Source organism: Runella limosa DSM 17973 (assembly GCF_000482465.1).
GTDB classification, from domain to species: domain Bacteria; phylum Bacteroidota; class Bacteroidia; order Cytophagales; family Spirosomataceae; genus Runella; species Runella limosa.
Genome location: NZ_KI519428.1, coordinates 190,013 through 216,723 on the forward strand (window position 1 = coordinate 190,013; position 26,711 = coordinate 216,723).

General features: G+C 44.2%; 27 protein-coding genes and 1 pseudogene. 19 read left to right on the forward strand and 9 right to left on the reverse strand.

Annotated features, from left to right (window positions below; translation table 11 throughout):
• Positions 1–35: 35 nt before the first annotated feature.
• Complete coding sequence (locus K339_RS35105; RefSeq protein ID WP_051398309.1) at positions 36–770, forward strand: LamG domain-containing protein; 735 nt, start codon at positions 36–38, stop codon at positions 768–770.
• A 4-nt stretch (positions 771–774) separates the two neighbouring features.
• On the opposite strand, the gene K339_RS0128250 is transcribed toward K339_RS35105, so the two are convergent.
• From K339_RS0128250 to K339_RS0128260, 3 genes are all read right to left on the reverse strand, one after another.
• A complete protein-coding gene (locus tag K339_RS0128250; protein ID WP_037302093.1) occupies positions 775–1,218 on the reverse strand; it encodes an endo-arabinase in 444 nt (147 codons plus the stop codon).
• A gap of 98 nt (positions 1,219–1,316) precedes the next feature.
• Positions 1,317–2,717 (reverse strand): Gfo/Idh/MocA family protein, encoded by a 1,401-nt coding sequence (locus K339_RS0128255; protein ID WP_028526606.1) that lies wholly within the window; start codon positions 2,715–2,717, stop codon positions 1,317–1,319.
• Between the two features lie 198 nt (positions 2,718–2,915).
• Positions 2,916–3,863, reverse strand: coding sequence for a TolB family protein (locus K339_RS0128260; RefSeq protein ID WP_028526607.1), 948 nt, complete (start codon positions 3,861–3,863; stop codon positions 2,916–2,918).
• A 180-nt stretch (positions 3,864–4,043) separates the two neighbouring features.
• Here K339_RS0128260 and K339_RS0128265 point away from each other — a divergent pair, with 180 nt between their 5' ends.
• Together K339_RS0128265 and K339_RS0128270 are read left to right on the forward strand one after the other, a co-directional pair.
• Complete coding sequence (locus K339_RS0128265; protein WP_028526608.1) at positions 4,044–4,757, forward strand: NUDIX hydrolase; 714 nt, start codon at positions 4,044–4,046, stop codon at positions 4,755–4,757.
• 142 nt (positions 4,758–4,899) lie between these two features.
• On the forward strand, positions 4,900–6,198 hold the full coding sequence (locus K339_RS0128270; protein WP_028526609.1) for an MFS transporter: 1,299 nt from the start codon (positions 4,900–4,902) through the stop codon (positions 6,196–6,198).
• A 222-nt stretch (positions 6,199–6,420) separates the two neighbouring features.
• On the opposite strand, the gene K339_RS0128275 is transcribed toward K339_RS0128270, so the two are convergent.
• From K339_RS0128275 to K339_RS0128290, 4 genes are all read right to left on the reverse strand, one after another.
• A complete protein-coding gene (locus tag K339_RS0128275; RefSeq protein WP_211243856.1) occupies positions 6,421–6,594 on the reverse strand; it encodes a hypothetical protein in 174 nt (57 codons plus the stop codon).
• A 16-nt stretch (positions 6,595–6,610) separates the two neighbouring features.
• Positions 6,611–7,243: an RpnC/YadD family protein gene (locus tag K339_RS0128280; RefSeq protein ID WP_028526611.1), complete on the reverse strand. Its 633-nt coding sequence runs from the start codon at positions 7,241–7,243 to the stop codon at positions 6,611–6,613.
• Between the two features lie 84 nt (positions 7,244–7,327).
• Positions 7,328–8,200, reverse strand: coding sequence for a helix-turn-helix domain-containing protein (locus K339_RS0128285; RefSeq protein WP_028526612.1), 873 nt, complete (start codon positions 8,198–8,200; stop codon positions 7,328–7,330).
• Between the two features lie 32 nt (positions 8,201–8,232).
• Positions 8,233–9,036: a hypothetical protein gene (locus tag K339_RS0128290; RefSeq protein WP_028526613.1), complete on the reverse strand. Its 804-nt coding sequence runs from the start codon at positions 9,034–9,036 to the stop codon at positions 8,233–8,235.
• 147 nt (positions 9,037–9,183) lie between these two features.
• Here K339_RS0128290 and pcaH point away from each other — a divergent pair, with 147 nt between their 5' ends.
• The 5 genes from pcaH to K339_RS35115 all read left to right on the forward strand — a co-directional run bounded on the left by pcaH (position 9,184) and on the right by K339_RS35115 (position 14,464).
• Complete coding sequence (gene pcaH, locus K339_RS0128295; protein ID WP_028526614.1) at positions 9,184–9,888, forward strand: protocatechuate 3,4-dioxygenase subunit beta; 705 nt, start codon at positions 9,184–9,186, stop codon at positions 9,886–9,888.
• 58 nt (positions 9,889–9,946) lie between these two features.
• Positions 9,947–10,516: a protocatechuate 3,4-dioxygenase subunit alpha gene (pcaG, locus tag K339_RS0128300; RefSeq protein ID WP_037302094.1), complete on the forward strand. Its 570-nt coding sequence runs from the start codon at positions 9,947–9,949 to the stop codon at positions 10,514–10,516.
• An 18-nt stretch (positions 10,517–10,534) separates the two neighbouring features.
• Positions 10,535–11,842, forward strand: coding sequence for a 3-carboxy-cis,cis-muconate cycloisomerase (gene pcaB / locus K339_RS0128305; protein WP_028526616.1), 1,308 nt, complete (start codon positions 10,535–10,537; stop codon positions 11,840–11,842).
• Between the two features lie 109 nt (positions 11,843–11,951).
• Positions 11,952–13,136, forward strand: coding sequence for a bifunctional 3-oxoadipate enol-lactonase/4-carboxymuconolactone decarboxylase PcaDC (pcaDC, locus tag K339_RS35110; protein WP_051398319.1), 1,185 nt, complete (start codon positions 11,952–11,954; stop codon positions 13,134–13,136).
• 44 nt (positions 13,137–13,180) lie between these two features.
• The gene (locus K339_RS35115) at positions 13,181–14,464 is read left to right on the forward strand and encodes a 4-hydroxybenzoate 3-monooxygenase (protein ID WP_051398310.1); all 1,284 of its coding nucleotides are present in this window, start codon (positions 13,181–13,183) and stop codon (positions 14,462–14,464) included.
• 4 nt (positions 14,465–14,468) lie between these two features.
• Here the strand turns inward: K339_RS35115 and K339_RS0128320 are convergent, their stop codons facing one another.
• Both K339_RS0128320 and K339_RS0128325 read right to left on the reverse strand, forming a co-directional pair.
• Positions 14,469–14,855, reverse strand: coding sequence for an HNH endonuclease (locus K339_RS0128320; RefSeq protein ID WP_028526617.1), 387 nt, complete (start codon positions 14,853–14,855; stop codon positions 14,469–14,471).
• The gene (locus K339_RS0128325; RefSeq protein WP_028526618.1) at positions 14,852–15,091 is read right to left on the reverse strand and encodes a hypothetical protein; all 240 of its coding nucleotides are present in this window, start codon (positions 15,089–15,091) and stop codon (positions 14,852–14,854) included. The genes K339_RS0128320 and K339_RS0128325 overlap by 4 nt, the downstream gene beginning before the upstream one ends.
• A gap of 43 nt (positions 15,092–15,134) precedes the next feature.
• Between K339_RS0128325 and K339_RS36810 the strand changes: the two genes are divergently transcribed.
• From K339_RS36810 to K339_RS0128375, 11 genes and pseudogenes are all read left to right on the forward strand, one after another.
• Positions 15,135–16,481, forward strand: a complete 1,347-nt coding sequence (locus tag K339_RS36810) for a 3-oxoacid CoA-transferase (RefSeq protein WP_084332342.1) — start codon at positions 15,135–15,137, stop codon at positions 16,479–16,481.
• 131 nt (positions 16,482–16,612) lie between these two features.
• Positions 16,613–18,100, forward strand: coding sequence for an acyl-CoA synthetase (locus tag K339_RS0128335; protein ID WP_028526620.1), 1,488 nt, complete (start codon positions 16,613–16,615; stop codon positions 18,098–18,100).
• Between the two features lie 212 nt (positions 18,101–18,312).
• Positions 18,313–18,681 carry a malonate transporter subunit MadL gene (gene madL, locus K339_RS0128340; protein WP_028526621.1) on the forward strand — a complete coding sequence of 123 codons (369 nt, stop codon included), beginning with the start codon at positions 18,313–18,315 and terminating at the stop codon, positions 18,679–18,681.
• Positions 18,682–19,440, forward strand: coding sequence for a malonate transporter subunit MadM (gene madM / locus K339_RS0128345; protein ID WP_028526622.1), 759 nt, complete (start codon positions 18,682–18,684; stop codon positions 19,438–19,440). It abuts the gene before it with no gap.
• A gap of 4 nt (positions 19,441–19,444) precedes the next feature.
• A complete protein-coding gene (gene pcaF / locus K339_RS0128350; protein WP_028526623.1) occupies positions 19,445–20,653 on the forward strand; it encodes a 3-oxoadipyl-CoA thiolase in 1,209 nt (402 codons plus the stop codon).
• A gap of 186 nt (positions 20,654–20,839) precedes the next feature.
• A complete protein-coding gene (locus K339_RS35120; RefSeq protein WP_037302096.1) occupies positions 20,840–22,039 on the forward strand; it encodes a multidrug effflux MFS transporter in 1,200 nt (399 codons plus the stop codon).
• A 3-nt stretch (positions 22,040–22,042) separates the two neighbouring features.
• Complete coding sequence (locus tag K339_RS0128360) at positions 22,043–23,278, forward strand: flavin-dependent oxidoreductase (protein ID WP_028526624.1); 1,236 nt, start codon at positions 22,043–22,045, stop codon at positions 23,276–23,278.
• Between the two features lie 88 nt (positions 23,279–23,366).
• The gene (locus K339_RS0128365) at positions 23,367–23,819 is read left to right on the forward strand and encodes a DUF3237 domain-containing protein (RefSeq protein WP_229598837.1); all 453 of its coding nucleotides are present in this window, start codon (positions 23,367–23,369) and stop codon (positions 23,817–23,819) included.
• 142 nt (positions 23,820–23,961) lie between these two features.
• Positions 23,962–24,651: pseudogene (locus K339_RS37965) on the forward strand (CoA transferase subunit A); the annotation flags it as partial.
• A gap of 54 nt (positions 24,652–24,705) precedes the next feature.
• Entirely contained in the window at positions 24,706–25,380 is a 675-nt protein-coding gene (locus tag K339_RS37970; RefSeq protein WP_229598843.1) for a 3-oxoacid CoA-transferase subunit B, read from the forward strand.
• Between the two features lie 135 nt (positions 25,381–25,515).
• Entirely contained in the window at positions 25,516–26,709 is a 1,194-nt protein-coding gene (locus K339_RS0128375) for an ATP-binding protein (protein ID WP_028526627.1), read from the forward strand.
• Positions 26,710–26,711: the final 2 nt, after the last annotated feature.

A 26,711-nucleotide genomic window follows, 5' to 3' on the forward strand; every position in this document is an offset into this window, starting at 1 on the left:
ACGTATTTTTTGTTACACCTCCATAACAAATCAACATGAAAAAATTACTTTTCTTCTCACTTTTGCTTGCTTCGAGCAGCACTTTCGCTCAACAACTGCAGTTGGGTAAACAAACCTTTGAATTAAAGAACGTTACGGGTTCAATCGTAGATTTTCAGGGCAAAAAAGCGCTAAAAATTGAACGAGATTTGAAGGCTTTGCCCTTTGATTTGAAAAATTTAGGTTCAACCGTTGATGAGCCTACTTATGCTAAACTCACCGATGTTGATTTTGACAACGGTACCATCGAAGTGAAAATGTATTCGGATATTCAGAATCCTTCGCCGTTTGCAGGAGCGGCAGGGTTTATTGGCGTAGCGTTCAGAATTGGCGAAAACGACAAGGCTTTTGAGTCAATTTATTTGCGTCCTCGAGTTGGTAGAGTGAGTGACCAAGGGGCAAGAAATCATACAGTCCAGTATTATGCTTATCCCGACCACAAATTTGACAAACTTCGCAAAGATGCACCTGGTAAATACGAAGGTGCGGTTCCCGTAGCTTTGCGTGAATGGATTACGATGCGAATAGAAGTAAATGGTGAAACTGCCGAGTTATTTATCAACAATGCCAAATATTCTACTTTCATCGTGGATAAAATGTTGGGTAAAACTAAGAGTGGGTCCATTGCCCTATGGGTAGATATTGCGACCATAGGCTATTTCAAAGACTTGAAAGTAACTAAAAAGGCATTGAAAGTGAAGCCAGCGGGCGAAAAAGTGAATGATATTTGAGGTCTTACTTCTTATACTGATGCACCGACTGCCCCACGAGTTTCCAAGCTCCGTTGATTTTTTCGAGAAGCCGCACTTCATAGGAGTAAGTGCTTTTTCCTTCTTTTGAAATTGATTCTTCGTCGTGGCTTACCCAAGCGCTGTTGCCCGTAATGCCTATTTTATGATTGGTCAGGATGGCACGCCCACCATTTCCAAGCATATTGGAAGGAGGATTGAGCATAAAGTTGGGGTCTAAATCAATCACTTTTGCCTCGGTTGTCGAAATCAAAATGCGACTGTAAGGTCGTATCGCCCAGCAATCGGCATGGGCTTTTGCATCGCCTGCTCGCCAAGTAGCGGCTTCTTTTTCGAGTAGTGCGATAATGTCCGCCGAATCGGTATTTGATTGTGCGTAATTTGCTAATGGATAAATAGTTACAAAGAGTGCGGTTAGGTATTTTATCATGATTTTCTCAAAATTATATAGGTCTAAAAATGGAGAACACAGATGACACGGATACAAAATCTGTGTTGGAACATCTGTGTCCAAATTACGTCAAAACGCTACTTCAATTTCATAGCCACAGGATCCCACTTTACAATTTTTTTGGTAAAATAACTGTCGTTACAAGCCAAGGCAGGCACGGCAGCTCTGAAACCAAATTCGGCATCTTCTACAACGGGTTTACCTGTGCGAATGGCGTCAAAGAAATTGGTAAAATGGTCTAAATGGTCGCTGTACCCCGCAGGAGCTTTGAAAACGATGTCTTCTTTGGTTTTCCGTTTGCGTTGTTCGGGTGTCCACTTAGCATCGTAATCCTTTTGCATTTCGTCTTGCATGCTTTTTGAAAAAGTAAACACCGAATCATAGCCGCCAAAGCCAGGAGCTTCGGGTATGAGGCTGTGTTTAATGGTAATATTGTTGCCCTGCACCTGTATCACGCCTTCCGAACCAACTAATTGGATCACTTCTTGGCCACCCGTTCCGCTGATAAAGTTCACTTGCAGGGTGAGTTGAAAGGCGGGGTGCTCAGGACTATTGGGGTATTGCATCACCCCCGACATCACATCAGGCATATTGCGTCCGTCGTTCCAATAGCTAAACTGCCCTGTGCTGTAAATGCTCTCGGGGCCTTTGGAATTGGTCATAAAATGCGTACCACTCAACAAGTGAATGAATAAATCGCCTGCTACGCCTGTGCCGACTTCTTTGAAAGCCCGCCACCAGAAGAATTTTTTGCCGTCGTAAGGCATTTTTTGACCAGTAATAGCGATAAACTTTTCCCAGTCGGTGGTGCTGGCATCGGCGTCCTTTGGAATGGTGTATTCCCATGCCCCAATCGAACTTTGGCGGTCATAAACGGCATTGACCATGTTGAGCTTCCCGATTTCTCCCGCTGCCAATAGTTCTTTGGCTTTGGCGTACCCAAGGCTACTCACCCGTTGGCTTCCTACCTGAAACACTTTGCCCGATTTTTTGGCGGCAGCCATGACAGGATACCCTTCACTGATTTTATACACCATCGGTTTTTCACAATAGACGTGTTTGCCAGCGGCCAAGGCGTCTAACGACATACGGGCGTGCCATACGTCGTGGGTACAAATCAATACAGCATCAATGTCGTTTTTGGCTAATAGCTCTTTGTAATTTCGGGTGGTGAAGAGGTCTTTGCCGTATTGTTCTTTGGCGTTGTCGAGACGGCCAGGGTATAAGTCACAAATTCCTGCCAATTCTACCCCAGGGACTTTGAGGGCGGTATTCAAGTCAAAATGCCCCTGGACTCCGTAACCGATTACACCAATTCTGACTTTATCGTTGGCTGCAAAGGGGCGTTCATACTGTAAGATACGTTCTTCGGCTTTTTGCTGGGCGGCCAACGACGCAAAAGGCGACGAAGCAGTCACCAAACTGGTAGCTCCAATTTGCTGTAAAAACTTTCTTCTGGATGAGTTGTCGTTTTTCATTGATTTTATGATTGAGGGTTTTACTTACCACATAGCTAGATAAATACACCATAGAAAATGTAGAAGCACTACTGTTTACTATGTAAAATGCTTGTATGTACTATGTGTTTATAACTGAGTAATACACAACAATTAGTAAGAAATATGTGTAAAAAATCACAATATCCGCGCTAATTATGTGAAAATATCATAATTCTTTCACTTCACCGCATAACTTACAAAGGCAACTTTTTTACTGTCTGGGCTCCACGACGGCACATTGATAGTGCCTTGTCCTCCGTAAAAAACAGGTGTAATATCCTTGATTTCTTTGGTTTTCAGATTCATCAAACGCAGTTTTACATTCTTACCAAACAAATGCGCTTGCTTTTCATCAGAGGTGTAAGCAATATACACAATCCATTGATTGTCAGGGGAAGGGTGGGCAAACCAGTTGGAGTTTTCGTCAAACGTTAGTTGCTCAGGCTGAGAACCATCGGCCAACATCCGCCAGATTTGCATGTGACCTGTGCGGTAGGAGTTGAAATAAATGTACTTCCCATCGGGCGAATAATCGGGGCCATCGTCCAAACCTTCGCTGTTGGTTAATCTTTTTTCTGCCCCGCCATCTATACCAATCGAATAAATGTCATAGTTTCCATTGCGTTCGCCACAGTACGCCAAGGTTTTGCCATCAGCACTCCATCCATGCCAAAACGACATTACTTCCGACGTAACTCTACGAGGCTCACCACCACTTACAGGAAGGACATAAATGGCTGATTTGTAGCGCTTGGGAGAAGGGTCGCTTTTGTCGTTGTGACTGATAGCCAACCACTTTTTGTCAGGCGAAATCCCGTGGTCGTTGTTGCAGGCTGTGGCAAAGCCCGTATAGAGCTCTTTTAGCTTTTTTGAGGCCAAGTCTAGCGTATGTAGCTTGCCATAGCTGTTCAGAATCAGGTAGTTGTCTGGATGCCAATTGGGAGCTTCAAAGTGGGCTTTGATAGCCAAAACAGTATCTATTTTACCCGAAGTAATGTCCAACGTCTGGATGTAACTGGTGGTGTCCGATTTGGTTTGCGCCAGCGAGGCAAACGAAAAATAAAGACTTAAAACGGCCGTAAAGGCCATTTTAGTAGAAGGTAATGAAACCAAGGATTTTTTCATAGAAAGGGGGGGGAGAGACTGAAACATAGATTGGTGAGGCAAAGGTAATAGTCTTTTTATTATTTTCTAAAAAAAAGATAATATATGTAATAAGTTTTATAATTTCGTTTTATAATTACATTTAATTGGTGCTAACGTATTGGGATAAGGTGTACCTTTGTGCCTAAATTTTTTGAATCCATGAGGAAATTTGGCACTGAAAAGTACATCTCGCATCTTTCGATAGACTGTGTGATTTTTGGTTATGAAAACAAAGAATTGAAGGTGTTGATAGCGAAATCAAAACTTGGAGAGAACATTTGGAACTTACCTGGGGGATTTATTCTAAAAACCGAAGGGATTGAAAAAGCGGCAAGCCGAATTTTGTACGAGCGAACCCACCTTGAAAATATTTATTTGGAACAATTTCGTGTTTTTGGGCATGAAAACAGAATAATAGATAGTAAGTACAAAGCATTGCTCCTCACTCATCTCAGCCAAAAGTACAACGAAGCAGATGCCGAATGGATTACCAGCCGATTTGTGTGTATTGGATTTTATGCGCTGGTCGAAATCAGTAAAGTAAACCCGCAAATTGGCGAACTTGATCACTCTTTGGAGTGGATGAACATCAAAGAAGTGCCCGAAATGATGCACGACCACAATGAGATTCTCACTTGTGCACTCGATGCTCTTCGCCAAAACCTTGACCAGAAGTTGATTGGATTCAACCTGCTGCCCGAAACATTTACGATGCGAGAAGTCCAAGAACTCTACGAGGCAGTGTATGATCGGCCATTTGCCACCAACAACTTCCAGAAGAAAATACTTGATTTAAACGTGCTGGAACGCCTTCAAAAAAAATACACAGGTGCTGCCAACAAAGCTCCATATTTGTATCGGTTTAAGCGATGAGGTTGTTGATGTAGATTGATTTTGCACAAAAGGAAATTGATTTTGCGTGATGGGTCTCTGAAAAAACCTCTATTTTTGCGAAGCTATGTCCAATTATTTCGTGGAATACATCTATTTAAGCCCTTAGCCTACCAATCTCCCAATGACGTTTGATATAAAAGAACACATTGATTCCAATAAAATGACACGGTTGCAGTACGCGACTGTGTTTATTTGTTTGTTGATGAACATGCTCGACGGCATGGACGTAATGGTAATTTCCTACACCGCACCTGCCATTGTAAAAGCATGGGGAATTACGCCCGAAGCCCTCGGGATTGTTTTTAGCGCTGGCTTGGTCGGGATGACCTTGGGAGCGATGTTTTTGGCTCCTAAAGCAGATGTGATTGGCCGTAAAAACATGATTTTGTTAAGTGCTGTACTGATGGGAATCAGCATTTTTAGTACATCTTTTGCCCAATCCATTGAGTTTTTGGTAGTTATTCGGCTCATTAGTGGGATAGGGATTGGGGCGATGCTGGCAAGTACCGCTACGCTGACGGCCGAATACACCCCAAACAAAACCAAAGATTTTTGGGTAAGTTTTGTGATTTCGGGTTACCCTATTGGGGCGGTGTTGTCGGGGTTAGTTGCAGCGAAAGTAATACCGCAATTGGGTTGGGGTACGATGTTTCAATTGGCAGGTTTTTTCACTACACTGTCGGTGCCCTTGATTCACTTTTTGTTGTCGGAGTCGCTTGATTTTTACTTTAAAGCACAACCTTCCAATGCCCTTGGTAAAGCCAACGAGATTTTGGATAAAATGGGGGTAACTAGGTTGTCTCAACTTCCAACAAAACCTGCCGAACAAGCAGCGGTGTCGTTCAAATCGATGTTGACGGAAGAGTTTAAACTGCCGACGTTTCAACTGTGGGGGGCGCTTTTTATGGCGTTTGCTACCCTTTATTTTTTGACCAATTGGATTCCGAAACTCGCTACCAACGCTGGACTTTCGATGGAGTTGGCGATTTATGCGGGCACAGTTTTTAATCTTGGTGCTTTTGTGGGGATTGTCATTCAAGGCTATTTTTCAAGTAAATATGGCCTAAAACGTACCATAGGCACATTTCTGATTTTGACGGGTGTACTGATGGTCGCCTTTGGGTGGTTCAAAGGGTCTTCGTGGTTGTTGGTTATTTTTGGACTGATTGGTTTTGGCATCCAAGGTGGTTTTGTGGGGCTTTATGCCGTAGCGGCGCGGATGTACCCTACCGAATTTCGAACAACTGGCGTAGGTTGGGCCATCGGTTCGGGGCGTCTAGGAGGAATCATTGGCCCATTGTTGGGTGGCGTCCTGATTGGCATGGGACTCTCAATGACGACCAACTTCCTGATTTTTTCCGTCCCGACCATCATCGCGGGTGTGATAACGATGTATATTTCGTCAAAACGGGTTAGTTAAGTACATTTTTGTGGTATACTGAGTACCCAGAAGCAACGAATCAGGTATTTTGGAGGGTAAAATGACAGTGAAATTTGCTGAGGATTTTAAAATGACAGAAGAGGAGTTTTTGGGTCTATGAAATACCTGCTATATCATTTGACGGGCAAGAGCTTGAAAATACTTTGATAATCTGAAAAACAGATATAGGGGGACTTTTGGGCATGTACAACATACACTCAATTACTTATCGGTAGATAATTTTTGTTGTATAGCAATTACAAAGTCAATTGTTACATTGGCTATATCAGCAATTTCTTTTAATGATAACTTCCCCATTCTAATCAGGTTCTCCACAATTTTTGATTTTGCTTTGATGACCAGATAATCGTTATCTTCATCAATATACTTAGCCATGTTCTGTATCATATCGTCAAATTTTAGACGGTTGGCCGCTGCCATCTAACTTACGCAATTTAGACAAAACTCGCAACTGCCGTAGATATTTTTGAAACGAAGTTTGATCGGTTTTGGTTTCGGCCAATTTTTGAATGATTTGATTGAGGGCGTTTTCGGGTTTTTCTTGGCCAAAATCGCTCAAAACTGCCAAAATGATTTCTTCGGGATTGTTTGAGTTCAGAAATCGAAGGTAGTCAAATTGAGTAATGTTGATGATGCTGAACTGAAAATAGTTGCCGTCATCAGCTAAAACTGTTTTCATTGTTGGTTCGCCACTTCCTATGAAAATAACAAACTGCCGAACGGGCAATTGGTATTTGGATTTGAGCAAAATCCAATAGTCGGCCATGCGGTAGGCCATTTTTAGGTAATTATCCACCTGAAATTCTAAATGTAGAATGAACCTTTGGCCATTGGGGTCAGTAACAACTCGCAACGCATCAGCCTCTTTTTCTTTGGTTTGCTGTAATTTTTCCCTGATTATTTCGGCTTTGGCTACTTTAAAGCCTAATACAGAGTTCATCAAGGCAGGAATAATGCTCTCTATGTTTTCTTTTACGATTTTATCGTACAGGTTGCCCTCTTGCTTTGTATTTCTCTTTTCCATACAGTAAAGTCATTTAGACCTAATAAGAGACATAAAGATACTTTTCGTGATAGAAATTGATAGCATATAAAGGTTATTATGCTATCAATTTTTCCGAAACTCACTAGGAGAAACTCCGGTTATTTTTTTGAAAAGCCGTGTAAAATACGCGGGGTCTTTGAAATTTAGAAAATAAGAAACCTCCGAAATCGAGTAATTCGTATTAAGGAGGTATTTTTTTGCTTCATTAATCAGATGTTCATGGACAATCTGTAAAGCTGATTTTTGGACAATCGCCTGACAAATACGATTCAAGTGGACAGGCGTAATATTCAACTCTTCGGCATATTCATGAATAGACTTTGATTCTTGCAACGACTTCCGAATGCTTTTTTGAAAAAGCTGAAAATAACGTAATGTCCGATTGTCGGACGAAGTAGAAGCGCTGCTTAGTCGAAGAGAAAAACGGTAAAGGTGCGTAAAAAAGAGTTGAAACAACGACTGTAAAACTACCTGTTTTTCGACAAAATCTTCGTATAATTCTTTTACAATGAGGTTTTTAAATCCCATGAGTCGCTCAAATGTTTCAAAATCTTCATCAAATGAAAGTACTCGTAAATGATTGATTTCTAGTAATGTTTTGGGGGAGTTTTTTAATAATCCCTCCAAAAAAGAGTCGGAAAATGTCAGCACTTCACCGTTGATGTTGGGTTGAAACACAAAACCGTGAAGACTATGCGCGGGGATGGTTGCCATGCAAGGCCCCGTAAGCGCCCATTCTTTTTGTTCAGAAACAAGCAAACCTTCCCCACTTTTAATCAAAAATACCTGAAACAAATCCGTATGCAAGTGTTCTTTGATTTCCCAATCGTATATTTTACTCCGAGTTTCGAGGGCTTCAAAATGGATAAAGTTGGGTAAAAGAGAATGAGGGTTGTCGCCGTAAAGCCCTTTAAAATGGACTAATGCCTTTTGCATAATGAATGTTTGAAAATTACAAGCTTAAAAAGTTAAGGTTTTGCGTATTTTTTTCGACGATTCTCGTCAAAAATGACAACAAAATAATAGCCAATCGGGTAGGGAACTCCCCGTTTATAATAACAACTCCAAGACGGAATGGACGTTAAAACGCGCAGTGCTTCATTGTCGAAGATAGCCTGTTGAGATTTTTTTAACAGGAGGACGCTGTCAGGAAACGGGCGAGAGCCGCTGAGAATTTCGGCAAAAACCTTGACGGGTTGTGGTAAATCGGGCAATAACTGCCAATTGATGTGGCTGTAAACATAATTCAGTAGGCTATCATTCTTTTCTGCATACACCGAAAGCTGGGTTTTGGAGTTGTCAAACTCTTGAAAATGAGCGATTATGCCCTTTTTTAACGTCAATTCTATTTCCTTCTCATGGATAGCGATGTACGATTGAGTGTAATACAGTAATTTGCCTTGAGGTACTAACAAAGGAGCTGAGAGCCAGGTTGCTGGGAGTTTTTCACGAATGAGTTGGTTAGGAAATAGAGCGTTTAAATCAGCTTTGGTTTTATTGCTAGGATAATCACAGGTGTAGATGTTGACGAGAAAGAGCGTATCATGTTGTATTTCCCATTCAGCAATGTATCCTCGCCAGCAGCTCGTGTTAAAAGGGGCTTGTGGTGTTCCAAAAAGGGTTTTAGAGTGTTGTTTAAAAGTCGGATGAGAGCTTAACGGATGAGTGTACAAAGGTAAAGTATCTCCTTGCCAAATTAAGCGGTCGGGGGCTTGTCCTGTTGCCAACGCCCATATAGGTGAGAGTAAAAAGAGAAGGTAGAGCAGACGCATGTAAAGAATGGAATGTATTGTACAAATTTAACCAAAAAATGTTTGTTTTGTACAAGTTATATTTTGATTTATCCAAGATAATCTTTCACCTTCCCGCTACTTTTGTTGTGTCCTTTAAGCAGATATTTTTCCCAACCGTTGCACAACATGAGCAATATTATTTATAACCGATTTGATGAAGAGGTACATCCGCCTCGTTTGTCGCCTGATTACAAATCGACGGTTCTGAGAGCGCCTACAAAGCCTTTGGTGGTGATTAAACAATCGTTGAACGAGTTGACGGGGCCTCTTTTTGGAGATTTTAACTTAGGCTCTTTGGACCATGATTTGACCAAAAATTCCGTAAAAAATGGCGAGCCATTAGGAGAACGTATCGTAGTTCACGGTCGGGTTATAAATGAAAATGGACAGCCGATTCCGCATACACTCATCGAAATTTGGCAAGCCAACGCGGCGGGAAGATACGTGCATAAAGTTGACCAACACGATGCGCCACTTGATCCCAATTTTCTAGGTGCGGGTCGTTGTATGACGGATGAAAACGGGAATTATAAATTTTATACGATTAAACCAGGGGCATATCCGTGGGGAAACCACTACAACGCTTGGCGGCCTAACCACATTCATTTTTCGTTGTTTGGGGCAAATATTACCAATCGTTTGGTGACTCAAATGTATTTTCCAGGAGACCCGCTACTTCAATATGATCCCATCTTTTTGGGTGTGCCGCCCAAGGGTCGGGAGTTGCTTATTTCTCAATTTGATTTGAGCATTACGGAACCACATTTTGCCTTGGGGTATCGTTTTGATTTTGTGTTAAGAGGTCACAATCAAAACGTCCAAGCCCCCTAACCCGCGCGGCGTACCGTCCCAATGGGGGAACTATGATTAATCTATAAAAGAAACTTCAATGCTTGAAAATACATCAAATGAATCCCCCCATCGGGGGTTAGGGGGCTATCAAACGCCCTCTCAAACGGTTGGCCCTTATTTTGCCTACGGCCTTTCGTCCGAGCAATATTTATACGATTTTAAGCAGTTGGCAGGGAACCAAATGGTAAATCCTATCGACGAAAAAGAAGCAATTACCATCACTGGAAAAGTGTTTGATGGTGAGGGAGTTGTGATTCCAGATGCGATGATTGAAGTGTGGCACAATGACGGAGAAAAACAGTTGTTTGGCCGTTTTGGTACAGGAACCGACGCCCAAAATCGTTTTATTTTTCATACCGTAAAACCTACTTCGGTCAATGGACAAGCGCCGTATTTAAGCATCATCGTATTTATGCGAGGACAACTGATCCACTCTTACACTCGTTTGTACTTTGCCGATGAGGCAGAATTAAATTCTAAAGATGAGGTGCTCAACGTCGTTCCCGAACAACGCCGCTCTACGTTGATAGCGGCTAAAACTGCCAACGGTTACCATTTTGACATTTGGATGCAAGGCGAAAACGAGACCGTATTTTTTGATATTTAGCTCTTTGGTATTGAAAGTATGTCTCTATATTCCGAAACATTTTACTCGACCGAAGTCAATGGGTTGTTTTCTGACAGAAACACCATTGCAGAGATGCTGCGTTTTGAAGCGGCTTTGGCTCAAGCTCAAGCTAAAAATGGGATTGTTTCGGAAACTTCCGCCACCATTATTGCCCAATGTTGCGACGCGCATTTGATTGACCTAGAAAAGCTAAAAACTGAGATTAAATTAGGGGGAAATGCGGCCATTCCGTTGGTAAAACAACTCACGCGTATTGTTAAAAACAACGACGTTGAAGCCTCAAAAATGGTGCATTTGGGTGCCACCAGTCAGGATGTTGTCGATACGGCAATGGTGCTTCAAATCAAAGCGTTTTTGGCGTGGTTGGAGTCAAAACTCAATCAATTACGTCAGTTGTTGGTAGCTTTAACTCAAAAACACCGTTCGACCTTGATGATTGGTCGGACTTTACTTCAGCAAGCCCGACCCATTACGTTTGGATTAAAAACGGCAGGGTGGTTGGAGGGAATTGTACGCTCACAAAACCGCCTTTCTGAGACTCAGCCTCGTTTGTTGAAGCTACAATTAAGTGGAGCCGTGGGTAGCGGAAATGCGTCTATTAACCAAGCAGTTCACCAGACAATGGCCCAGGAGTTAGGTTTAACGCCTAGTTTTTCGTGGCAAACCCAACGTGACGGTTTCGCTGAGTGGGCAAGCGTCCTCGGAATTTTGGTGGGAAGTCTTGGGAAAATTGCAAAGGACGTTTCTCTCCTCATGCAAACCGAAGTAGGGGAAGTCTATGAAGGGGTAGGAGAGGGGAAAGGAGGCTCAAGCACGATGCCCCATAAACGTAATCCAGTAACGTGCGCTGCCTTACTAGCCAATGCCACCCGAACCCCGCACTTAGTGGCAACGATTCTCTCGGCTATGCCCCAAGAACACGAGCGCTCGGCGGGATTATGGCATTCTGAATGGGAAGTTTTGGTAGAATTGATGACCTTAACGGCAGGTTCGGTCGAACGTGCTTTGGAGTTGGTGAGTGGTTTGGAAGTGGATGAAAAGCGAATGTTGGCCAATTTAGAAGTGACAAAAGGACTGATTTATGCCGAAAATGTGTCTTTGGCGTTGGCGCCTAAGATGGGCAAAATGCAGGCACACGAATTGGTGGAAAAGGCGTGCAAAACGGCTATTCATCAGCAGAAACATTTAAAAGAAATCCTGCTTGAACTTCAATTGGATTTGCTTGATTTAGAGGAACTTTTTAAGCCAGAAAATTCAATTGGATTGAGCTTGGAATTAATTGACGAAGTACTTCGACAAGTGTAATTGTTGCACACAGATAAACGCGGATTAAATCCACACAGAAGGACACGGAAAAAATCTGTGGGTATTTCATCTGTGGAAATTTGTGAGAAAAAACAACCCATGTATGAAAATGAATACTAACTACCAACTACAAGGTACACCCAATAGCCCTGTTTTGATATTTTCAAACTCGCTAGGGTCAGAAATGATGATGTGGGACGAGCTCGTGCCGTATTTGCTGCCTTATTTTAGGGTGTTACGCTACCATACCAGCCCCCCAGACACGCATGATGAAGCTACTTCCTGTACCATTGATGAGTTAGGGGAACAAGTCATTCAATTGATGGATGAGTTGAACATTGAAACAGCCTATTACTGTGGACTTTCGATGGGCGGTTTGATTGGCCAATGGTTGGGAATACATCATCCACAACGTTTCAAAAAAATAGTTTTGAGCAATACAGGAGCTAAAATTGGAAACGATGAACGATGGAATAGTCGAATTGATACCATCTCCAAAAATGGAATGCAGGCTATCGTCGACGATACGATGGAGCGGTGGTTTACGGAATCCTTTCGTCAAACCAATCCAGCACGAGTCGCTAAAACCAAAGCGATGTTTTTACGGAGCAACATCAAAAGCTACTCGAAGTGTTGTGAAGCAATTCGTGATGCCGATTTTAGAGAAAAACTCCACCAATTATCGGTAGAAACCTTGATCATTACGGGTGACGAAGACCCTGTGACAAACGTAGAACAAGCGCAGTTTCTGGTCAATCACATTCCCAACGCCACGCTCCACATCCTCCATGCGCGCCATTTAGCCAGTACCGAATTACCCAAAGAATATGCTGAAACATTGATTTCTTTTTTTACCAGTAACACTAATTTTTCCCCATTGGGGGCTAGGGGGCTTCACGTTCGTCGAACGGTGCTTGGCGATGAACACGTAGATCGTGCAACGGCCAAAATCAATGAGTTTAATGTTGATTTTCAAGATTTCATTACCCGATATGCATGGGGAGAAATTTGGACACGCCCCGATTTGTCGAAGCATAATCGGAGCTTGATTACGATGGCGATGTTGATAGCCCTCAATCGCAAAGCAGAATTTAAAATGCACGTCAAAGCGGCTTTGAATAATGGCGTTTCAGTGGCCGAAATCAAAGAGGTCATTATGCACTCCGCCTTGTATTGTGGTTTACCCGCTGCCAATGAGGCATTTCACACGGCAGAGGAGGTGTTAAATAGCCCCCTAACCCTGCGAGGGTCCGACCGCGTGGCGGACCGTCCCAATAGGGGAAAGGTAGAGTGAGTATTAAACTTTACCATTTTAATATACTTGTTTGAATCAAAATTATGGCAAAGATAAATTCCCCCATTGGGGGCAAGGGGGCTGGGCATATCAAAACCCAAGTGGGTATTATTGGAGCTGGGCCTGCGGGTCTGACGCTTGCTCATTGGCTCCGTAAACATGGCATAGAGTCGATTATTCTCGAAAACCGTAGCCGTGAGTATGTACAAGCCCGAGTAAGAGCAGGGTTGCTTGAACAAAATACCGTGGATATTTACAAGCACTTGGGCTTGGCCGACCGCCTTGTTCGAGAAGGACAAGAACACCACGGTGTGTATTTGAATTTTGATGGAAAACGCATTCGTATTCCTTTTGGAGAATTGACACAAGGGCGTAATATCACCATTTACGGCCAACAAGAGGTAGTAAAAGACCTTACCGATGCGTGGTTGGTAGGTGGAGGTGAGTTATATTTTGAGGCTTCCGCTACGAAAATTGAAGATTTTGATACAGCATCGCCCAAAATTCACTTTGAGTACCAAGGCGAAGCTAGAGTTCTGGAGTGCGATTTTGTGGCGGCTTGCGATGGTTTTCACGGAGTAGGTCGGAAAACGTTACCTAAGGGTTCGTTCAATGAGTTTTCAATTACGTACCCATTTAGCTGGTTGGGTATTTTGGCACACGTAGCTCCATCTTCGGAAGAACTGATTTACGCCTATCACCAAAATGGCTTTGCCTTGCACAGCTTACGTTCGGACAAAGTAAGTCGTTTGTATCTCCAAGTCGATAACGACGACCACGTTGACAACTGGTCAGATGATCGTATCTGGGAAGAGTTGTCAATTCGTCTGGGTACAGAAGGATGGACGTTGAAGTCGGGACCGATATTTGAAAAAAGTATTACCCCGATGCGTAGCTTCTTTACCGATAATATGCAGGCAGGGCGGTTGTTTTTGGCAGGGGACGCAGCTCATATTGTGCCTCCGACGGGCGGAAAAGGGCTAAACTTAGCCGTTGCCGACGTAAAACATTTGGTGGATGGATTTGTGAATTTTTACAAAAACAACTCCATGAAAATGTTGGACGACTATTCGACGATTGCGTTGAAAAGAATATGGAGAGCGCAAGATTTCTCCAACTTTATGACGACACTTTTTCACAAGCAAGACGAGCACGGGTCGTTTCAGTACCACCTACAAAAAGCGAAATTTGATTACATCAGTATCTCAAAAGCATACGCCACAACGATTGCCGAAAACTACGTTGGGCTGCCTTTTGAAGCTAGCCCCCTTGCCCGCGCGGCGTCGCAGTGGCGCACCACCCGTCCCAATGGGGGAATTGTTGGATGATTAATTAATCATTTCTTTCAATGATTCTGTTAATGTCGTTGAGATTTAGTACTTTGATAGTGGCTTGCCCAACGGTGGTTTTAGCGTAAATAACGCCGTTGTCGATTTCAAAGTGGTCGTGCCAATTATCTTCTCTGGGATTGAAGAGTCTAATAAAAATTCTATCAGGGAGAAGCATAGTTCCAATATCGCTACCCTTATTGATATTGCACTGAAAACAAGCATAAGCCAAATTGTCTAAATTGTTTTGGCCTCCATGTTTTATGCTGATGATGTGGTCAATTTGATGGGCGATGTAAGCAAATAAGTCGGGTTGTAAACAATATTCGCAACGATAGTTAGCCCTTTCTATTACTTGTTTCTTGAGTGAATCAGGAATGTAACGGTTCATGAATTTAGTTGCTTTTGGGCTCGTTTTTTAGCCATAATCATGATATGCTGAAGTAAGAGGTACCGTTCTAATTCGAGTGTTTCCTCTGAACTAAGTTCAGAAGTTTTCTTTTTATAAATTAAGTCTTCTACACGCTCTTGTAGAGCAGGGGAGGCTTTATAATCAAGGATTTGCTGTGGTTCTGGAAATGAGGTAATAAAGTCAATCACTTCGTCAATTGGGCGTAGCGTAATCATAGTCTGTTTTTTTTACGAATATACAAATTTCTCGCATAACGATATGAAACAAGTACCGATAATAGACCTTCATACTGCGGCTAGTATGGTCAAAGAAGGTGATATTTTGCTCCAAGGTGGTTTTGGTATGACGGGCAATCCCGTGCATTTGATGCATGCTTTGGCCGAAATTGGCACTAAAAACCTTACCTTTATTGGAAATAATACAGGTGAACCTGGCCTAGGAGGGGGACGTTTGTTACGAAATGGCCAACTCAAAAAGATGATAGGTTCATTTTTTACTTCAAACCCCGATGCCGTCAAAGCAGCTCAGTCAGGAGTGGTGGAATATGAGTTGTTACCTCAAGGAACGCTTGCCGAGGCACTTCGGGCAGGTGGGGCGGGTATTGGTGGGTTTTATACGCCTACGTCGGCGGGGACGCTGATTGCGCAGGGGCGAGAAACGAAAATCATTGACGGGGAAGAGCAAGTATTTATCAAAGCCCTCAAAGGAAACGTAGCGTTTATTCGGGCTTGGCGGGCCGATACCGCAGGTAATTTGCAGTACCGAATGACGGAAAACAACTTCAATAAAGCGATGGCAACCGCTGCCGATTTGGTGATTGCGGAAGTAGAGGAAATTGTGCCCGTGGGAGAGATTGCCCCTGAGTTTGTGCATACTCCTGGTTGCTTTGTTGATTATTTGGTGGAAGCCAAACTTACGTTGGAAGATTTGGGTAGTTCGGCTTCGGTTTCGTCTTCCAAGAAAGTGGACGAAAGTCGGATGAACATGGCCAAACGCGCATTGGCTGAACTCAAAAATGGCGATGTGGTAAATCTTGGAATAGGCATTCCGACCCTCGTAGCCGATTTGATTACCGAAGAGCATGGCATTATTTTGCATACCGAAAATGGTATGTTAGGCGTAGGCCCTGTTCCCGCCGATGGGGGTGGAGCAATGGACTACCCAGTCAATGCGGGAAAAATTCCCGTAACTGCTTTAAAAGGAAGTAGTTATTTTGATAGTGCAGATTCGTTTGCGATGATTCGCGGTGGTCACATCGACGTGGCTATCATGGGCGGGCTTGAAGTGGACGAGGCAGCTAACTTAGCCAATTGGGCCGTGCCTGGCAAACCCCTACTTGGCGTAGGTGGTGCGATGGATTTGGCTAAAGGTGCCAAAAAACTCATCATTACTATGACCCATACCAACCCCGATGGCTCCTCAAAAATTGTTCCTCAATGTACTTTGCCCCTCACGGCATCGGGGGTCGTTGATATGGTCATTACTGAACTGGCGGTATTTGAATTTCCAAATGGGAAACTCACCCTGACGGGATTATTACCAAACGTAAGCTTAGAAGAAGTAAAAGCGAAGACAAGTGCTGCTTTTGAGATAAAACTTTCTTAAGAGCGATAAGAGAGGAGAGATAAGTGATGAGGAAGCGTAGATACTACAAATCCGTGATAATCAGCGTTACGGTAGTATCTGCGTTCTATTTTGACACAAAAAAATAAAAGATGCCTAAAGCCAAAACTCAAATGTTGAAAATCACGGCGAATGCACTTAAAAATCCTGCAAAAGAGGCGATTGTTGCAGGAGGAGAAAGTTATAACTACCAAGCGTTAATCGACGCATCAAGGGCTTTTGCGCACCAACTCCTTGAGTCATCTGATGACTTGAAGGAAACCCGCGTCGCCTTCATGGTCTCTCCAGGCTTTGATTATGTACGGGTGCAATGGGGGATTTGGCTGGCGGGCGGTGTCGCGGCGCCTTTGTGTATTACCTATCCGTTGCCATCGTTGCAGTACGTAATTGAAGACACCCAAGCCGAAATAGTGGTAGTCGGCCCTGAATACGTCGCTTTGCTAAAAGAATGGGTGGAGGAAAAAGGGCTTCGCCTGATTGTTTTGGGAGAAGAAAGCCCCGTCAATTCATCAAGTGAGGGTTTACCGACGTTGGAAAAGAGCCGTCGTGCCATGATTTTATACACAAGTGGTACAACAAGCCTGCCCAAAGGAGTCGTTACGACCCACGCAAACCTCGAAGCTCAGATTTCGACCTTGATAAAATCGTGGAAATGGAGCGAAAATGACCATATCGTATGTGTGTTGCCGTTGCACCACGTTCACGGCATTATCAACGTCGTTTCGTGCGCGTTGTGGTCGGGAGCAACCGTGCAATTTTTGCCTTCTTTCTCGGCGGAGGGCTTGTTTGAGCTATTTTTGGCAGGTAAAGTCAACCTGTTTATGGCCGTTCCTACGATTTACTTTAAGCTAATTTCCTATTGGGAAAGTCTCCCCGTCGAACGCCAACAAGAAGTCACCGAAGCCCTATCGAAATTTCGTTTAATGGTTTCGGGGTCGGCTGCGTTGCCTGTCACGGTGATGGAAAAATGGAAAACGATAAGTACGCACACGCTTTTGGAACGCTATGGTATGACCGAAATTGGCATGGGAATAAGCAATCCATACGACGGTGAACGGAAAGCAGGCTACATCGGAAAACCGTTGGCGGGGGTAAAAGTTCGGTTGGTGGATGACGAAGGAAATGAAGTAAAAGGCCGAGCTGCGGGCGAAATTCAAATTAAAGGCAATAACGTTTTTCTGGAATATTGGCGCCGACCAGAAGCGACCCAAAAAGCATTTACGGAAGATGGCTGGTTTAAAACGGGCGATGTCGCGGTAAAAGAAAAAGGCTATTATCGGATTTTGGGTCGCGATTCGATTGATATTATCAAGTCGGGAGGGTATAAAATATCCGCGCTCGAAATCGAAGAAGTGCTCCGAACCCATCCTGCCATCAAAGATTGTAGCGTGATTGGGATTCCGAATGAGGAATGGGGTGAACTGGTCGTCGCTGCCATTATTACCGACGGAAAAGAAATAGACTTGAAGGCATTAAACACATGGATTCGGGAGAAAATGCCAGCCTATAAAACCCCTCGTCACTACAAAGTGGTGGATGAATTCCCACGAAATGCCATGGGCAAAGTGACCAAAAACGACTTGAAGCCGTTGTTTTTATAATTAGCCTCTTGGGTACTCTATTAACTCCAGCCTTTAGGCTGGGGAAGTCAGAATATGGTGGAAGTATGAGGCTTTAGCCTTGACTGATGAACCCGAATTTGTCAAGGCTAAAGCCATATTTTGGAGTTTTTTTACGTTGCCCCAGCCTGAAGGCTGGAGTTACAGGAGATTTGCCATCCTGTTAACAATTAACAGATAACAAAAAAATACCCATGGTCATTTACGGCGTAGCCCTTCTTGCATTTTGTTACCTCGTCGGACAAATTTTCGGCGAATACCTCGGTAGTTGGCTCGGCGTAGAGGCCAACGTGGGTGGCGTTGGTTTTGCCATGCTTTTGCTAATTGTGGTCAACAGTTGGTTAGAAAAACAGGGGAAACTGGATTCGCTGACCCAATCGGGCATTCAATTTTGGAATCAAATGTACATTCCTATTATTGTCGCGATGGCCTCTACCCAAAACGTCAAACTCGCCGTTTCGAGTGGTGCAGTGGCGGTGTTGGCGGGAGCGTTACCCGTCCTTTTGTGCTACTTTACCATCCCATATTTAACCAAAGCCTTTAAACCTTCAACGGAACAATAAATGGAAATCCTTCTCAAGTTTTTGGAAAAAAATGGGTTGGTTGTGGCGTTTTTGGTCGTAGGAATACTCATTATGGTCGCCGATCGAGTTTCAAAGCGGCTTTTATTCTCAAAAATCCCAACGCCTGCCGTGGCTATCATTTTTGGATTAGTGTTGGCCTACGTAGGTGGAGTAATTACTGGTGGGGAAAAAGGCATTGCCGACGTAAAATTTTTGGCGGGAATGGGACAACTCGGCGGCTCCATGTTTCGCGACTTTGCGATTGTTTCCACCGCATTTGGTGCAAGTATCTTGCTGATGCGTAAGTCGGGTTTGGTCGGAGCTATTTCGTTGATGATAGGCATCGTCGTTGCTTTTTTTGTGGGTTTGAGCGTGGCCTGGGTCATGGGTTACCACGATGCCGTCAGCCTCACCACGATTGGAGCGGGTGCCTGTACGTACATCGTTGGTCCAGTGACGGGAGCGGCCATCGGAGCTAGTTCGGAGGTGATTGCGTTGAGCATTGCCACGGGTGTCGTAAAAGCGACAGTAGTGGCTATTGCCACGCCCTTGCTCGCCAAGCGAATTGGGTTAGACAATCCTCATGCCGCGATGGTCTTTGGTGGAATCATGGGAACAAACGCTGGTGTTATGGCTGGTTTAGCCGCCACTGACCCCAAATTGGTGCCTTACGGCGCACTGACCGCTACTTTTTATACGGGTCTAGGGTGTTTGCTGTGCCCTTCGGTTTTTTATTTAATTATTAGAACAATTGTATAGTTATATGCAAGACGCATTTATCATAGATGCCATTCGTACACCGATTGGTAGTTTTGGCGGCAGTTTGTCGCCCGTAAGAGCGGATGATTTGGCCGCCCTCCCGATTATCGAATTATTAAAACGTAATCCTTCCATTCCTGCTGAGGCAGTGGAAGATGTGATTTTGGGGTGTCATAACCAAGCGGGGGAGGACAACCGAAACGTCGCACGGATGGCGTTGTTGCTGGCGGGACTTCCCTATACCGTGCCTGGGGAGACGGTGAATCGTCTATGTTCTTCGGGAATGTCGGCGGTGATTCATGCCAATCGAGCCATCAAGGCGGGAGACGGTGATGTGTTTATCGCAGGAGGTGTAGAGCACATGACGCGCGGGCCGTGGGTCATTTCAAAGACCTCAAAGCCATTTGGGAACGATGCTCAGATGTTTGATTCGAGTTTTGGCTGGCGCTTTGTGAACCCCAAAATGCACAAATTGTACGGAACCGATGCCATGGGCGTAACGGCAGAAAACTTGGCGGAAATGTACAATATCAGCCGAGAAGACCAAGACTTGTTTGCGTATCGTTCGCAGCAAAAAGCGTTTGCTGCGCAGCAAAATGGGATTTTAGCCGAAGAAATCATTCCCGTCGAAATGACCGACCGAAAAGGCAATGTGACGGTTTTTGAAAAAGATGAATTTGTAAAGCCAAGTACGTCGTTGGAAGGATTGGCCAAGCTAAAACCTGCCTTCAAAAAAGAAGGTGGAACGGTCACGGCGGGTAATGCTTCAGGCTTAAACGACGGTGCAGCGGCGATGTTTATTGCCTCAGAAGAGGCAGTAAAACGGTATAATTTAATTCCTAAAGCCCGAATTGTAAGTTCGGCAGTAGTGGGAGTCGAGCCTCGAATTATGGGAATTGGCCCTGTAGGTGCTTCCCAAAAAGCACTCCAAAAAGCAGGCTTGAGTCTTCATGATATGGCCGTCATTGAGTTTAACGAAGCGTTTTCGGCCCAGTGTTTGGCCGTTTCTCGCAACCTAGGTTTAGCCGATGACGATGCCCGTATCAATCCAAACAGTGGAGCGATTGCGTTGGGTCATCCCCTCGGTATGTCAGGTGCGCGTATTGTGCAAGCGGCTGTCAATCAGCTTGTTCGTTCGCAACAACGTTATGCCCTTGCTTCGATGTGTGTAGGCGTAGGAATGGGGTACGCGGTTGTGATTGAGCGGGTGTAGGGGAATGGCTAATTTGGTGATTTGATTGATTCTGCATAAAATAAGACGAATTTCGCCTATCCATTTTTTGACTAATTGTTGGAAATTTGCACTATTCCAATAATTAGTCAATTTTGGTTTAAATAAACCTATGAGGTTTGAAAATTAAAAGAGTACAAAACCTCATAGGTTTGCAACCCCTTCTTCATGACAAAAAAACAAGAACAACAAATCATATTACTTCTAGGAGCCTTGCAAGGTATCGGGCCATTTTCGACCGATATGTACTTGGCTGCATTTCCCACCATTGCCCAAGAATTGAACGTAACTATCGCCGAAGTGGCCTATTCGATGAGTAGCTATTTTGTGGGGATTTGTTTGGGACAGCTTCTCAATGGCCCGCTAGTAGATCGTTTTGGACGTAAAAATCCCCTGCTCATCATGCTGGGGCTGTACATCATTGCGAGTATTGGCTGTTCGATGGTCAATTCCGTGGAAGGGTTAATCCTACTTCGATTTTTTCAGGCCATCGGAGGAAGCATGGGAATGGTCGCCAACCGCGCCATTGTTCGCGACGTTTTTCCTGCCAATCGTTTGGCTCAAGTATTTTCAACCATGACCTTGGTGATGGGCATTGCCCCCATCATTGCTCCCTCAGTAGGTGGTTTTGTGGTGATAGGTATGGGCTGGAGAGCCATTTTCTGGGTGTTGGCGGCTTTTGCTAGTCTTATTTTGGTGTTGGTTTATTTCTATTTACCCGAGTCGAGGGGAAAAGACCGAAGCGTATCACTGAAACCTAAAGCCGTACTCACTGATTTTTATTCGATTATCCAAAACCGCGCCTTTATCGGTTTTACCATCGTAGCCGCCATGAATACGGCGGGGATTTTTGCCTTTATTGCCAATGCCCCTTTTGTCTATATGAAACTCCTTGGCCTCGACGAGCGAACTTTTGGCTGGGTATTTGGTCTCAATGCCGCCTCTTTTGTTGTCGGAAGCCAGTTAAATAGGTGGTTGTTAAAATACCATTCAAGCGAGACCATCGCGCTGAGGGGTTTACTCGTCCAAGCTGTTATGGGCATTGGATTGGTATTGGTGGTAGCTTTTCAATACCTCTCCTTAGGGAGTTTGATGGCCCTCGTTGCGGTGTACACGTTTTGTTTGGGAATGATTGGGGCCAATGCGATGGCCTTAGCTATTCGCCCTTTTTCTAAAAATGTAGGCTCTGCTACGGCATTACTAGGCAGTTTTCAGATGGGTGCGGGGGCTGTGGCTTCTGCTATTTGTAGTTATTTTGACAACGGAACTGCCATGCCTATGGTAGGCGTCATGGCAGGGGTGGCATTCATAGGGTTGTTGGGGTTATGGTTTGGTGCTAATCATATTCAACCATATTTTAAAGATTAAACCATGAAAATTATAATAATCGGCGGAGGAATTGGAGGACTTACCACTGCCCTGCGCTTTCACCAAGCTGGTTTTGAAGTAAAGGTTTTTGAATCGGTCAAAGAAGTAAAACCACTAGGTGTAGGAATCAATACGCTCCCACATTCGGTGAGGGTACTTACCAACCTTGGCCTCCAAGGTATTTTGGCAAAAAATGCGATTGAAACCACTGATTTGGTCTATTTCAATAAGTTTGGGCAACAGTTTTGGACGGAACCTCGTGGACGATTTGCGGGGTACAAATGGCCTCAGTTTTCTATTCACCGAGGCACGTTACAAATGATTTTGTGGGAAGAAGCCAAGCGAGTACTTGGAGAAGAACGCCTAATTGCTAATCACCACTTGGCGCGCTTTGAGCAAGATGAAACGGGTGTAACTGCGTATTTTACCAATCGAGAAACGGGCGAAAATAGCAGAGTGGAAACGGGTGAGTTACTCATTGGCGCGGATGGAATTAACTCGGTGGTACGCCAACAACTGTATCCCAACGAAGGGCCTCCTGTCTATTCCGAAAATGTACTTTATCGTGGTACAACGCGCATGAAGCCCTTTTTGAACGGGAGCTCGATGGCGATGATTGGGAGTATGCAGCAAAAAATGGTGGTGTATCCCATCGACCCCACGCCCGATGCAGATGGGAATTACCTCATCAACTGGGTAGGTAATTTGAAAGAAGGTAAGTCGAGATTGACGGCCCGCGACTGGAACCGCGAAGCAGATAAAGCTAGGTTGGTAGATATCTACAAAGAATGGACGTTTGATTGGTTGGATGTTCCCGCCATGATTAACGGAGCCAAAGCCGTCTATGAGTTCCCGATGTCGGACCGTGACCCGCTCGACCGCTGGACGTTTGGGCGAGTAACGCTTTTGGGAGATGCGGCCCACCCCATGTATCCGATTGGTTCCAACGGGGCATCGCAGGCGATTCTTGATGCAGACTATTTGGCAGAATGTCTGTTAACTTCAGAAAACGTAGTTGACGCGTTGGAAGCCTACGATAAAGAACGGGTTCCTGCGGCGGCTAAAGTAGTCCTTCAAAACCGAGCGAAAGGCCCCGATCAAATCATGGACATGATGGAAGAACGTTTTCCACAAGGGTTTACGCCAGATGAAATTCCCCACGAAGAATTGGCAAACGTGATGGATCATTATAAAAAAATTGCGGGCTTTGATGTGCAGACGCTTAACCAAAAGAAGTAAATGAACCGTAAAACGGCAAAACCCATAAATTTAAAACTGAAAAAGTGAATGAATGGAGACCACGAGGGTGACTTTAAATAAGAAATCAATGATGGAATTAGAGTTTGCATTTGAATTAAGCGTAGAGGTATCGGCCATTCAAGTGATGGGTGATACGCACCGTGGTAACAGACGTATGATTCCAATTACGGGAGGTACGTTTGAAGGGCCTGAAATCAAAGGTAACGTACAAGCAGGGGGCTACGATTGGCAAGTAATTCGCCCCGACGGAGTGGCAGAATTGGACGCTCGTTATGTATTAATAACCGAAGATGGAGCCTTGATAACCATTGTCAATCAAGGGCTTCGGCGCGGCCCTGCCGAGGTGATGAAACGACTGTCCGAAGGCAAAGAGGTAGATCCGTCGGAGTATTATTTTCGCTCGATTCCTATTTTTGAAACCGCCGATCCTAAGTATGCGTGGTTGAGCCAATCGGTGTTTGTAGCGACGGGGATTCGTAAGCCCGATAAAGTACTGATTCAGGTGTATAAAATAAACTAAAGCCATTCGTGGGTCGTTTTACAAGCAATGGTATCAGTCTGACTACCGTCTGACCGTGAGCTAAGGCAGGGGACAGGGTCAGACGATAGTCAGACCCGACAGACCCGATTGGATCCAGAAACAGATTAACAGAGGATAAACAATGATAAATAAAGTAGTAAGTGGCGCGGCTGAGGCCGTGGCCGATATAGAAGATGGAGCCGTGCTGATGCTAGGAGGATTTGGACTTTGTGGAATTCCCCAAAACTGCATTTCGGCCTTGGTGGCGAAAGGAGTCAAAGAGTTAACGTGCATTTCTAACAACGCAGGTGTCGATACCTTTGGGATAGGATTAATGCTCCAACAGCGGCAAGTTAAAAAAATGATTTCGTCGTATGTGGGTGAAAATAAGGAGTTTGAGCGACAGCTGCTTTCGGGAGAGTTAGAAGTTGAACTCATTCCGCAGGGAACATTGGCCGAACGAGTACGAGCTGGAGGAGCAGGGATTCCCGCGTTTTTTACACCTGCGGGGGTTGGTACCGAAGTAGCAGAAGGAAAGGAGGTTAGAGAGTTTAACGGAAAAAAATACTTGCTGGAATCGTGGCTGCGCGCTGACTTTTCGATTGTAAAGGCTTGGAAAGGAGATACGTCTGGCAACTTAGTGTTTCGCGGTACGGCGCGTAACTTCAACCCAATGATGGCCGCAGCGGGTAAAATCTGTATTGCCGAAGTGGAAGAATTAGTTCCTGCGGGCACCCTCGACCCCAACGAAATTCACGTACCAGGCATCTACGTTCAGCGTATTTTTGAAGGAAAAGATTACGAAAAACGCATTGAGCAGCGGACGGTAAGTACTTCAGTTTCTGAAAAAGAAACAAATACCCCCTCCCTACAGGGCGGTCCGCCGATGCAGAGGGCAGGGGTGGGGCTCGACAAATTCGGTATCGCCAAGCGCATTGCTAAAGAACTCCGCGACGGTTATTACGTCAACCTCGGTATTGGCATTCCTACCTTAGTCGCCAATTATATCCCCGAAGGCATCAACGTAGTGCTTCAGTCAGAAAATGGCTTGTTGGGTATTGGGCCGTTCCCGACCGAAGAAAACGTGGATGCGGATCTCATCAACGCAGGTAAACAAACCGTGACGATGCAAGAGGGTTCGTCGTTGTTCAGTTCAGCCGAGAGTTTTGCCATGATTCGCGGCGAGCACGTGGACTTGACAATTTTGGGTGCGATGGAAGTGGCTGAAAACGGAGACATCGCCAATTGGAAAATCCCTGGTAAGATGGTGAAAGGCATGGGCGGCGCGATGGACTTGGTGGCTTCGGCCAAAAACATTATTGTAGCCATGCAGCACGTCAACAAAGCGGGTGAGTCTAAACTCCTAAAACGTTGCACGTTGCCGCTGACGGGCATTGGCTGTGTCAAAAAAATCGTGACCGAATTGGGGGTATTTGAGGTAGTACCCGAAGGAGGCTTCAAATTATTGGAAATTGCCCCAGGCATTACCATCGAATATGTTCAGTCGGTGACAGAAGGAAAACTGATTGTGGAAGGCGACGTGCCTGTGATTGAAGTATAACCTCAATTCACTCCCCGATACTCCAACGGACTTACCCCTACTTTTTGCTTGAAAATGGGAGTATTTTAATACGAATCTGCAAATGTTTTCATTATACTGAAAATTTATTTACTTTTACAGTAAGATTTCAGTATAATGAAAATACTTAGACGAGAAAAATATCTTCAGCAAATTAGACCCTATATCAACAAGCCGCTTATCAAGGTATTGCTAGGACAGCGGCGGGTAGGTAAAAGTTTTCTGCTACAAATGATTGCCGACGAACTCTCCGCTAAAGGTGTGCAGGTAATCTATATTGACAAAGAAAACTATGAGTTTGATAACATTATCGACTATCAATCGCTCAACGATTACATTATAGCCAACACAACCCAATCAAGCGTAGCTATTATTATTGATGAAGTACAAGAAATAAAAGAGTTTGAGAAGTCGCTACGTAATTTCTACAAAAAGCCCAATTTCGATATTTACGTCACGGGAAGCAATGCTAATCTACTTTCGGGCGAATTGGCTACCTTGCTCAGTGGGCGCCTCATCGAAGTAGAAGTATTCCCGCTGGATTATCGAGAGTTTTTAGAGCTTAATGAAGCCGAAAATAATGAACCTAATTTTCAAAAATTCTTGCAATTTGGTGGATTAGCGGGCCTTTCAATACTACCAGACGACGACAGAATAAAGCGCGAATATTTGCAAAATATCTACAATTCGATTTTGTACAGAGACATTATTAAGCGCAATCAGATACGAAACGTCGCTTTTTTAGAGAACTTGGTCAATTACATCGCCGACAACGTAGGTAGTCAGCTTTCTGCCAAAAAAATCAGTGATTATCTCAAGTCACAACAAATACAAATATCGATCAACACGGTGATTGATTACCTCAAGTTTCTGGTCGATGCGTTTATTGTGCGTAAGGTAAAACGACAAGATATAAATGGTAAGCGAATCTTTGAAGTGGGCGAAAAATACTATTTTGAGGACATTGGTATTAGGAATAATATCGTTGGATTCTCCCCAAAAGATATTCAGAAGGTATATGAAAATGTAGTATTTAATCACTTAAAATCATGTGGTTATGATGTAAAAACGGGCGCGTGGGCTGACAAAGAGGTAGATTTTATTGCCACTAAAAACCAAGAAATAACCTATTTTCAAGTGGCGTACTTGCTTCATGAACAAGCGACTATCGACCGAGAATTTGGCAATCTACTGCTTATCAACGATAACTACCCGAAATACGTTATTAGTCAAAATAGCTTTGCTACGACCAATACGTACAAAGGCATTCATCACCTCACGTTGCAGCAGTTTTTATTCGACTTTCGTTAATC